Here is an 11,772-nt window from a genome sequence, read left to right on the forward strand (position 1 = left end):
AAAACAGAATGGTCGGGTTTGCTTTTGGCTATGAGATTGCAGCTTGTGCCGCTGCTACCCTGGCAATGGGTACCCTAAAAGGCGAACAGCTTACATAGTCCATTCCAACTTTTTGACAGAAGGCCACGGAACTTGGTTCACCGCCATGTTCACCACAGATGCCTATTTTTAGGTTGCTTTTGGTCGCACGGCCCCTTTGGGTTCCCAATTCAATCAATTGTCCAACGCCTTCTTGGTCCAAAACTTCAAAAGGGTCCTCTTTTAGTATACCTTTTTCAATATAGATAGGCAGAAATTTACCGGAATCGTCCCTAGAGTATCCAAAGGTCATTTGGGTAAGGTCGTTGGTGCCAAATGAGAAGAAATCCGCAGTTTCTGCTATCTTATCGGCTATCAAGGTGGCCCTTGGGGTTTCCATCATAGTTCCCACGGTGTATTCTACGGTATCCTTACGTTTTTTGAAAATTTCCTGGGCAGTGGCATCAATGATCGCTTTTTGTTGTTTGAACTCTTCCACGGTACCCACCAAGGGAACCATAATCTCGGGTTTAACAATGATACCGTCCTTTTTCACTTTAAGAGCAGCCTCCAGAATGGCCTGTGTCTGCATTTCGGTGATCTCAGGGTAGGTATTTCCCAACCTACAACCACGATGGCCCATCATGGGGTTGAACTCTTCCAGTTCGGCCACTTTGCTTTTTACTGCGGACAAGGAAATGTGCAATTCCTCTGCCAGCTCTTTTTGGGTGGCAAGTTGATGGGGTACAAATTCATGCAATGGCGGATCTAGCAACCTGATGGTTACGGGAAGCCCTTCCATCGCCCTAAAAATTCCCTCAAAGTCGTTGCGTTGCATGGGAAGGAGATCTTTCAATGCTTGTTTACGCCCTTTTATGGTATCGGCGAGAATCATTTCCCGCATGGCCTTGATGCGGTCCACTTCAAAGAACATATGCTCGGTGCGGGTGAGTCCAATTCCTTTGGCGCCAAAGTTTCTTGCGATCAGCGCATCTTTAGGGGTATCGGCATTGGTTCTTACTTCCAAGGTGGCATAGGCATCGGATAGGTTCATGAGGTCAGCAAATTCACCGCTGAGTTCCGGTTCTTTTGTGGCCACTTTTCCCTCTAAAATATTACCGGTGGAACCGTTTATGGAAATCCAATCCCCTTCATGGTATTCGTGGTCGCCCACCTTCAGGATCCTGGTCTTATAATTGATTTTTAAAGCTCCTGCACCCGATACGCAGCATTTACCCATTCCCCGGGCGACAACTGCAGCATGTGAGGTCATACCCCCACGAGCGGTGACAATACCTCTGGAAATGTTCATGCCCTCCACATCCTCGGGAGAGGTTTCCACGCGCACCAAAATACTGTTCTTGTACCTATCCGCTTCATCGGCAAAGAACACGATCTGGCCGGTAGCGGCACCGGGCGAAGCGGGCAAACCTTGAGCGATTACATCGGCCTCCTTCAATGCTTCAGGGTCAAAGATGGGATGTAGCAGTTCGTTCAGTTTGTTGGGTTCAATGCGCATTAGGGCCGTTTTTTCGTCAATCGATCCTTCTTTAAGTAGGTCCATGGCAATTTTTACCATTGCAGCACCTGTACGCTTACCATTACGGGTCTGCAAGATCCATAATTTACCCTGTTGGATGGTAAACTCCATATCCTGCATATCTTGGTAATGGGTTTCCAATTTATTTTGATATTCGAAAAGCTCCTTATAGATCTCTGGCATCAATTCTTCCAAAGAAGGATAATTTTCCTTGCGTTCTTCTTCGTCTATTTGAGCAAGTCTGGCCCACCGTTGGGAGCCCAGCAAGGTAATTTGCTGTGGTGTGCGGACACCGGCAACGACATCCTCGCCCTGGGCATTGATGAGGTATTCTCCGTTGAACATATTTTCCCCGGTACCGGCATCCCTGGTAAAGCAAACCCCGGTTCCAGAATCCTCGCCCATGTTGCCAAATACCATGGCCTGAACGTTGACCGCAGTTCCCCAATCTTCGGGATACCCGTTCATTTTACGGTAATAAATGGCACGATCTCCGTTCCAGCTTTCAAAAACGGCTACAATGGCGCCCCATAATTGATCCCATGGATTGGTGGGGAATGGTTGGCCGGTTCTTTTTTGAACGATATCCTTAAAGTCGTACACCAAATCTTGTAGGTCCTGAACGGTGAATTGGGTATCGTGTTGAATTCTACGTTTATCTTTTAAATGGTCGATGATTTCCTCAAAAGGGTCAAGGTCGTCCTTGGATTCCGGTTTAAGGCCCATCACAACACTGCTGTACATTTGAATGAAACGACGGTAGGAATCCCATGCAAAACGTTCGTTTCCCGTCATTTTAATGACGCCTTTGATGGATTCATCGTTCAAACCCAGGTTGAGGACGGTGTCCATCATTCCTGGCATGGAGACCCTTGCCCCGGAACGAACTGAAATGAGCAATGGATTTTCATCATCTCCAAAGATGGCGCCCATGGTTTCTTCGATACGGGTGATGGCATCCCTAACTTCGGACTCTATCTTATTTATCACCGAATCCCTTCCTTCTAGGTTGTATTGTGTACAAACTTCTGTAGTAATCGTAAAGCCGGGGGGCACAGGAATACCAATGCGGCTCATTTCGGCCAGGTTGGCACCTTTACCACCTAGCAAATTTTTCATTTCACGGCTGCCATCTGCTTTTTTGTTGCCGAAAGAGTAGACGCTCAGTTGGTTTGCTGTCAGTGTTTCCATATTTATATCTATTAAAAGATTGATAAATGCTAAATGTGCATGTAAAATTAGTGGCTGACCAAGCCATAGAACATGATAAAAATCAGTGTTTTGGACGAAGTGATACTTTGGATTTTTTTAGAAAAGGGTTTTGGACATTTTTTTTAAAAGAGATAAAGGCTTCGCACTAGTTATAAACAGGGACGTTCCTTTTTTTGAAGGGGCTTTAGGATGATGCTTATTCAAAAAATAGCAGCTTAACTTTTTTAAAATCAACTTTTTAGGAAAAGTATGACAAATATCATCTTTTAAGAATATTGCGTAAAGGATCTTTGACCCATCAAAAAACCAAAAACTATGCAATATCATACAACACATCGACAATCGCTTTTAAAAGCAATCATCCTTTGGATAACATTTGCATCTTTTCCGTTGGTGCTTTCTGCCCAAAACTTCACGCTCAGCGGCAGTGAAGGGGAGGTACTGGTAACAGGAACATCCACCCTGCATGACTGGGAGGAAGTGGCAGAGCAAAAATCAGGCTCGATAGGCTTGGACAACACAGGAGAGCTTCCACAAATAAGTACTCTAAAGTTTGTGGTAGAGGCGGAAAGCTTAAAAAGCGGAAAGGGAGCCATGGACAAGAACACCTACAAGGCCCTGGAAACCGGAAAGCACAAGCAAATTATTTTTGAGTTGAACCAGGTAAAAAGTATTTCTCCTGTTACCTCATCTTCAAACAAATATAAGGTATTGGCCTCCGGAAAACTTACGATTGCAGGAAGTACCAATACCATTGATCTGCCGCTTAACATGACCATTGATAATGGCAAGGTTTTGCTCGAGGGAAAAAAGTCCCTTAAAATGACCGATTACAACATTGAACCTCCCAAAGCACTTTTGGGCACCATAACCACGGGTGATGAAATCGAGGTTCACTTTAATACCGTTTGGAAATAATTTAATCTTAATACTCAACTAATAAATCTACAACAATGAAAAAATACACAAAATTCGGACTATTGGCTGCTGCTTTCCTAGTAGGCCTATCGGGATATTCCCAAAATCGTCAACTTGACAATTTCCGTTCACCGGACAAAAATGGAATCAATGTATTTGAAGCTCCAAAAGATAGTGTTTCCACCTTTGATGGTGTGAAAGTTAGGGTAGGTGGTTCGTCCACACTGCAATTTCAAGCCGTAGATCATGAGAACTCAGGGGCCGTTGAACTGATTCCGATCGGAGATAACTTTAACTTGGCCACAGCGAACCTTGATTTGGACGTTGCCTTGGCCAAAGGTGTAAGAATGCACTTGAGAACCTATTTGTCTTCCCGTCACCACCCAGAACCCTATGTTAAGGGCGGTTATTTCCAAGTGGATAATTTGGATTTCATTAGCCCCGGCTTCTTGGAAGAAGCCATGAAGTACCTAACCATTAAAGTAGGGCATATGGAAAACAACTATGGTGATGCACACTTTAGAAGAACCGACAATGCTCAAGCCATGCACAACCCATTTGTAGGTAACTTGATCATGGATGCTTTCACCACTGAAGTTGGTGGGGAAGTCTACTTTAGAAAAAATGGTTTCATCGGAATGTTCGGTCTATCCAATGGTAAATTGAACCAAGCAGTAAACAATCCTGAAACTACAGGGGCTTCAATTTTAGCCAAATTGGGATATGATGCTCAAGTAAACCAAGATTTAAGGGTAAGACTAACAGGTTCTATGTACAGCACTGGCAAATCGAGTAACGTATACCTATATAGTGCAGACCGTTCAGGATCTAGATACTATTTGGTAATGGAGGACGTAGAAGCCACAACAAAAGGCAATTTTCGTTCCGGTAGATACGACCCAGGTTTTAGGAATGAGATCACTGCCTTTATGATCAATCCGTTTGTAAAATATAAAGGCTTGGAGTTCTTCGGTACTTTTGAGACCTCTTCCGGAAAAACCGATGCTGAGACCGACGATAGGACAGCTACCCAATTGGCAGGTGAATTGATCTACAGATTTGGAAACAATGAGAATTTCTTTGTGGGAACCCGGTACAATACCGTTAATTCCGACGACCCTTCGGGATCTGAGGTCACCATAGATAGGTTTCAATTGGGAGGAGGCGTATTCTTGACCAAGAACATTTTGACAAAAATAGAATACGTGAACCAAAAATACGATGGATACGATACCACAAGTATCTTCCACGATGGTAAGTTTAATGGGGTTTTATTGGAAGCTGTGATCAGTTTCTAAACCACCATTGGTTTTAATCAAAAGACCTGGGGCATAACTGGCCCTAGGTCTTAAACCTTATAAATGTTATCTTTAGGTACCATGTTGTTCTCATTTTCACATATCACCAAAACCATTTTTGCCGGGTTCCTTATAATAATCGGACTCAATCTTACAGACCCCGAACGGGAAACTAAAGTGAGGGTTGCACCCGAAAGTGAAGTCATGATCTCTGGCACTACTAATGTGAACGGATTTACATGTAAATATAATCTTCAGGAACTCGAAATGCCCATAAAGTTGATCTATGATGAAAAAACCGAGCAAATTATTTTCAAAAATGCAGAATTGAAGCTGCTCAATGATTGTTTTGACTGCGGTGGAAAAGCAATAAACAAGGACTTTAAAGAATTATTGAAAACAGAGAAGCATCCAAAGGTAGGACTCAAACTTTTGTATGTGAACCCTCCTGCCGCTAATCAAGGCAAAGTAGGCGTTGGACTGGAAATACAAATTGCGGGTGTTTCCCGTACTTACGAAACCATGCTTTACTGTGAACAGGAAAAGGAAATTTGTGTCAATGGAACTTTGGAGCTAAAGCTCAGTGATTTTGAACTGGAACCTCCCAAGAAAATGCTTGGTATGATCAAGGTCGACAATGAGATAAAAGTACATTTGACGCTTCAAATGAGCGAGATTTAAATCTAATCTGTTTTTTTGTGAAAAATCCGTTGCGATACCCTTATCCTACGGATTTTTTAATTTCCCCAACATTTCATCAACCCAATAATCAGTATCTTGTAGGCCACATTAGAAACTGAAATTAACTACAAACATTAATGATGAACAACAGAATTTTATTCAAAAAAAGTATTCTTGTCCTAGCTTGTGCGCTATTTTCCATTACAATTTACGGGCAGGATAATTTTGGAGGGCTTGCATTGTACACCGTAAGGGACAATATGGGTGAAGATGCCAAAGCAACCTTGAAAAAAGTGGCCGATGCCGGGTATGCCTATGTGGAAGCGGCCGGATACAGCGACGGAAAGTTCTACGGAATGACCCCGCAGGAGTTTAAATCGTATGTGGAAAGTATCGGTCTTACCCCTGTGAGCACACACATGGGCGGAGTGACCATGGAGAATGCAGATCAACAGATTGCGGATACCAAAGCGGCCGGATTTGAGTACTTTACCATTCCTGTGCCACCTATGGGAATGTTTGCGTTTAACCGAGAGAATATGACCATGGGCATGAAGGGTTCAGTGGAAGATCTTGCCGAGATCTTGACCACGTTGGGCAAAAAGTGTGAAGCTGCTGGATTGAAACTATTGTACCACAACCATGACTTTGAGTACAAGGACAATGAAGAGGGTATAAAACCGATAGATTACTTGTTGGAAAACACGGACCCAAAGTATGTGAACTTTCAAATGGACCTGTATTGGGTGACCAAAGCGGAAGCAGACCCTGTTTCTTACTTTGAAAAATATCCGGGCAGATTTAAGCTATGGCATGTGAAGGACATGGATAAAGAAGGAAAGTTTGCACCAGTAGGAGAGGGCACCATTGATTTTAAGAGAATCTTGGATGAAAAAGAGGAATCCGGTATGGTGAAATATTTTGTGGAACAAGATATGACTTGGGACAAAGAACCATTGGAAGCCATAAAAATTAGTCATAAAGGCCTCAAAGAGATAGGATTTGATTAAAATATACCATGTAGGCGAAAAAGGACTTGCAATAAAAATGGCAAGAAATCAAAAAAATATTTTTTACAATCGCCTACATTAGTATCTTTGCACCCGCAAAGTTTGGTCGCGTAGCTCAGCTGGATAGAGCATCTGCCTTCTAAGCAGACGGTCGAAGGTTCGAATCCTTCCGCGATCACTTTTAGAGTTCAAACAAAAACAAAACCTTGCACATCTTATTGATTTGCAAGGTTTTAATGTATTAAGACCCTCATTTGAACTGGTTTGATTTGGTATGTTTTGGTCTGTAATTCGGTTAGTAAATTTTTTTCTTCAAAGTGTTAACCGAATAAGGATGTAATTAACTATATTACAAACACTTAGTATTTGACTTTCGTAGGTGATTTTCGTTCAATTTAACACAAAACCTATGAGAACCCGGTCCACATTTTCAATCAGTTTTTGGATAAGCACATCCCGAAGGAGTGACAACACTGCAAAGATCTATGCCCGAATCACCGTTGATTCGCAAAGGGCAAACATGAGTTTAAAGTATACTATCCCGAAAGAGATATGGGACAGTAAGGGGTCAAAGGTTCTGGGGCGAACAAAAGAAGCTCAGGAAATCAATACTTATCTGATGGAAGTTGAAACAGAACTATTTCAATGCTATCGTGAAATTCGATCTAGAACGCCACATATAACTCCACAGATGGTCAAGGCTCACTATTTTGGAGAAGATGTGAGTGAATTTACTTTAAAGAATTTGTTCGAGTACCACAATACGCACAATGCACATATTCTTTGCAGGGCTACTCTTAGTCATTACAAGACCTGTCAAAAGTACTTATTAAGGTATATCAAAAAGCAATATAAATGTGATGATTACAGATTATCACAACTCAATCATCAATTTATTGTTGGGTTTGAAACATATTTACGAAAACTGCATCCCATTAACCATCATGCAAACCTTTCAAACAATGGCGCTATGAAGCATATTCAACGCCTACGCAAAATGATTAGGATAGCCGTTGATAATGAATGGATAGATAAAGATCCATTTCAAAAGTTCAAGGTCAGGATGGAAAGAAAGGAAAGAGAGTTTTTGACTTTATCGGAGCTTCAAAAAATTCAAGATTATTTTACAGGGATTGAACGGTTACGAATTGTTAAGGACTTATTTATTTTTAGTTGTTATACAGGTATCTCCTATTGTGATATAATGGACCTTTCTGAAGACAATTTGGTATTAGGGATAGATGGAAAATATTGGATAAGTACAAGAAGGATGAAGACCAAAAATAGCTTTAAGCTTCCATTGGTAGGTCCAGCATTATCTATTATTAAACGATATCAATATCATCCTAAACGGGAATCTGAGAAATTGTTCCCCAGGATATCCAATCAAAAATTAAACAGTTATTTAAAGGAAATCGCGGATGCATGTGACATCACAAAAAATGTAACCTTCCATGTGGCCAGACATACTTTCGCCACCACCATTACTTTGAGTAATGGGGTTCCTATAGAAACTGTTTCCAAAATTTTAGGTCATACAAAATTGGCCACTACCCAAGTTTATGCAAGAGTATTGGATAAGAAAATAAGTGAAGATATGAGTGGTCTAGAAACGATTCTGGATTCGAAGTTTTCAGATTCAAATGACAATATGGGAAAGTTTGGAAATCTTGACTTTTGATTTGTATTTCTGAAAAGCCATTCATAAATGCACTTCGTATGTTTTGTCCCAAGTCCTTACTTCAACGTTTGAGGTTGACTTTTGTGGTGTTCGGTAAGATATGTTTAATCAATAACTTCTATTTAAAAAAACCACTGGATTTATTGATGGCTTAGCACACCAAAGAAAGGTATTTGGGTTTTCACGCTCGCGTGAAAAATCGAATAGCAAGAGGGTGATGCGCAAATTGCGCCATCACGGTTGTTTTCGGGTCTTCAACAAGTTGAAAACCAGTTAATTGAACAGTATTTGAAATACTGTTCAAAAATTGGGGCTACAGTAGACTTTTCCGAAATCTACAGTAAACCCTTTGGCAGGCCCAGTAAACACTGGAAATTTTTGACGAAAAAATTGACGCAATTTCACTAAAAAACAAAATCGCACCTATGGAAAAGCAATCTAAAGCTTAAAATAACGGAATGGAGATTGGAACGATATAAAATTGAGACCAACAGACCATTGGATCACTTCGAATGATGAGAAGAGTATACCGGATTATTGGATAAAATTGCCTCACTCAGTAAGGTTAGTTTGGCAAGATTTGGGGCTTGCAGCACTCCACTGCGTTGCGTTCGCCATTATATCGATTTCTGATTTATGAGAGGTTTTTTTGAACTTTCACTCTTAAACAAGTTCACGGATTCTAAAGAGTTTACTTTTTCCGTACACTTAATTGGTTTCCCATTTAGACCCTTTTTTACCCCTATATTTAAATTCTATTTCTCAATACTGATTGACCACTATTCTATCCTTTTCCCGAAAACCAAATTTTAACAACTAGAAAATTCTTACATTTATTAAAGTTCAAATAAACGATAGATGAATCTTGAAGCAATATTGTGGGGATATCTTCCGATAACAATCGCACTAATTGAAATTTATTTTTCAATTAAACTTAGCATCAAGAAAGGAACCTTTCTTCAATGGGCTTTCACAGTGTTGATTTGTGGGTTGAATATTTTAGCAATATATATTCTAGTTAGAATTTTACTAGGTGCTTGGCCAACTTATACACCACATATTGCTATACTGATTTCTACCGTTTTTTTGGGAGGCCAACATTCAACAAACATTTATAAGTTCAAATAAACGATTACAACCGAAGATCAAGATTGTTGAAAAAGCTAATATTAATATTATTCTTTGGACTTTGTGCCTGTAAAACAGGATTTGATTCCTCTTCAACCAATACAACTTCAAAAGAATGTGTTGAAAAGGAACAAATGAAAACTTTAGAAAAGGCGGTAGAATTGTTTGAATTTAAAATTGAGGACCAATACCCTGAGATTTCTAAGGAAGCAGCTTATTTTGAATTCATATCCGATTGGGCAAATAATGAATTACCTATGAGTTTTTTCAAAGATTCATTGGAATTAAAGATTAGGAATTTGAATATATTGTCAGGGTCCAATCGCTCAGAAAAGGATTTGGACTTGGAGAAAAAATTGTACAATGTTGACTCAATGAATCCCATTCGAGTCAAATTAAACCCTGATTTTTCAGTTTGCCTTGCGAATAAGATCGATTGGATGCTTGGGACTAGCAGTTTTTTGAGAGTAAATTCAAAATATCGGTTAAGTCCAAAGCTTGCTAAAAAACAATTGTACAGAACAAGTGAATATGACTTAAAAATTTTTGAAAATAGGTTAGCAATTGTACTTGGTGTTTATTATCAAACTATGTTTAATATCAATACTACAGTTGTCAACACTTTAGATAATTAATTTTTTAAAGTTTAAATAAACGATTCGGTATTTGTAAATGAATGACCAAGAATTTAAAAAAGTTAGAAAAATTATCTTAGGGATTTTCATTCCAATATTTGGACTGATTATATGGTTTTTAAATACCGACTACTATATTAAAAAAAGTACTTTGAATTTAAGGCCCTTGGATTCAAAGCAACTGTCTCGGCTAAGTTTGATGAACACCCAGTTCGTAAAAATTTGATTTATTTAAAAAATGGACCACAACTAAAAGTATATCGTGAAATATTTGATCAGCTTGAAATTGGTGACTCGGTTGTTAAGGAAATTAAATCAGATTCAGTGTTTTTTTATACTTCGAATGGATTGGTCATAGATGATTACAATCAATTTTTAAGAAAGAAATATTTAAAAACACTTGAATAAAAAAGTTCAAATAAACGATTGGAATGGAGAAGGTCCAATATATTATGATGTTAATAATGCCAATTATTGGTCTTGCACTATGGATATGGAGTATTTATTTGGTCAGGAATTGGAAATATTTTTGGGCCTATTTCCTACTTAACCTAATTATCGTGGCTTCCTATTTTATTTATTTAATCTATGGTGATTTAAATTTTTTAGGACACGATGAATATGGTTTGGGACGCTTGTTTTTATTTTTTTCATGGCCAATAAAACATGCTATTGTAGGATCAATCATTGCAATTATCATTAACCGAAAAATCACAAAGAATCATACTATTTATAATTGAATTAAAAACAAAGTTCAAATAAACGATGAAATCAATCGGCAACTACTTGAAATGAACAATAAGTACTACATAGCTTTTTTATTGCTTTCTATTGCCATGTTATCGTGTCAAGATGTTGAGTTAAAAAAAGAAGTTCAAGTTCTGAGAGTGGAAAATTTAAAACTAAAGGACTCGATTGATAAGTTCTCATCCCAAGGAGAAAGAAACTTTCTAATTGATAGTGTCAAAATGGATTATTCCAAAGGAATTCTAGGGACCCTTACTTATACTGATACATTAGTACTGTCAGCCCGATTTTCTGATTGTGGAGAATTTGGTGGACATAATGAATACTTGAAAATTTATTCCGAGAAAGAAAAATATATGTGTCTTTTTATAAAACAAATGGTCGATTGTAAAATAAGCTACACGGATGTCATTAAGATTGACAGTACAATTTTCGAACTTTCAGAGAAGAATCAGAGAAGTATCTTGGAGTATTTGCTGGAACTGACAAAAGTCAGTATGCTGCATCAAAATTTAGCCGATCATCGTAGTAATTATTACGAAATGTTTATTAGTTCTGGGAATACTGAAGCCCCTTATTTTGTAGAAAGCCCTCTAATGACTTGGAATTTTCAAGACCAATCTCTGAAATGGCCAGGGTTTATTGATTTAAGAGACAACTTAAAAAATAATGCCAAAGAATTTAGATAATTTAAAGTTCAAATAAACGATGATCAACTTTGATAACATCTATCTAGTAATTTTCTATCTGATTTTTGGGCTGCCTGGTGCAATTGTTAGGTTTTCAGCTTTCAATCTATTCACCATATTTGGAATAGGTGGTTTTAATGTAGATACCCCAAAAATTAGGGCAGTAAGTTTAATCATTAAATTTACTGAATATGACACGAAGAAAATTCACCCCG

Annotated in this window: 9 protein-coding genes and 1 tRNA gene; 9 read left to right on the forward strand and 1 reads right to left on the reverse strand. The window is 38.9% G+C overall.

What is annotated here, in order from left to right; all coding sequences use genetic code 11:
- Positions 1–28: 28 nt before the first annotated feature.
- Positions 29–2,749 carry a pyruvate, phosphate dikinase gene (gene ppdK, locus SD449_RS18835; RefSeq protein ID WP_318312823.1) on the reverse strand — a complete coding sequence of 907 codons (2,721 nt, stop codon included), beginning with the start codon at positions 2,747–2,749 and terminating at the stop codon, positions 29–31.
- Positions 2,750–3,085: 336 nt separating this feature from the next.
- Between ppdK and SD449_RS18840 the strand changes: the two genes are divergently transcribed.
- From SD449_RS18840 to SD449_RS18880, 9 genes are all read left to right on the forward strand, one after another.
- Positions 3,086–3,688, forward strand: coding sequence for a YceI family protein (locus SD449_RS18840; protein WP_318312824.1), 603 nt, complete (start codon positions 3,086–3,088; stop codon positions 3,686–3,688).
- A 35-nt stretch (positions 3,689–3,723) separates the two neighbouring features.
- A complete protein-coding gene (locus SD449_RS18845) occupies positions 3,724–4,986 on the forward strand; it encodes a hypothetical protein (protein WP_318312826.1) in 1,263 nt (420 codons plus the stop codon).
- A 63-nt stretch (positions 4,987–5,049) separates the two neighbouring features.
- Complete coding sequence (locus tag SD449_RS18850; RefSeq protein ID WP_318312828.1) at positions 5,050–5,667, forward strand: hypothetical protein; 618 nt, start codon at positions 5,050–5,052, stop codon at positions 5,665–5,667.
- Between the two features lie 137 nt (positions 5,668–5,804).
- Positions 5,805–6,677 (forward strand): sugar phosphate isomerase/epimerase family protein, encoded by an 873-nt coding sequence (locus SD449_RS18855; RefSeq protein WP_318312829.1) that lies wholly within the window; start codon positions 5,805–5,807, stop codon positions 6,675–6,677.
- A gap of 104 nt (positions 6,678–6,781) precedes the next feature.
- Positions 6,782–6,855, forward strand: a tRNA-Arg gene (locus SD449_RS18860).
- A gap of 231 nt (positions 6,856–7,086) precedes the next feature.
- Positions 7,087–8,358 carry a site-specific integrase gene (locus SD449_RS18865; protein WP_119646628.1) on the forward strand — a complete coding sequence of 424 codons (1,272 nt, stop codon included), beginning with the start codon at positions 7,087–7,089 and terminating at the stop codon, positions 8,356–8,358.
- A 1,154-nt stretch (positions 8,359–9,512) separates the two neighbouring features.
- Positions 9,513–10,121: a hypothetical protein gene (locus SD449_RS18870; protein WP_318312831.1), complete on the forward strand. Its 609-nt coding sequence runs from the start codon at positions 9,513–9,515 to the stop codon at positions 10,119–10,121.
- A 791-nt stretch (positions 10,122–10,912) separates the two neighbouring features.
- Positions 10,913–11,557: a hypothetical protein gene (locus tag SD449_RS18875; RefSeq protein WP_318312832.1), complete on the forward strand. Its 645-nt coding sequence runs from the start codon at positions 10,913–10,915 to the stop codon at positions 11,555–11,557.
- A gap of 19 nt (positions 11,558–11,576) precedes the next feature.
- Positions 11,577–11,772, forward strand: a 196-nt coding sequence (locus tag SD449_RS18880; protein ID WP_318312833.1) for a hypothetical protein, incomplete at its 3' end; no start/stop codon positions are given.

This window comes from Flagellimonas crocea (assembly GCF_033441595.1).
GTDB classification, from domain to species: domain Bacteria; phylum Bacteroidota; class Bacteroidia; order Flavobacteriales; family Flavobacteriaceae; genus Flagellimonas; species Flagellimonas crocea.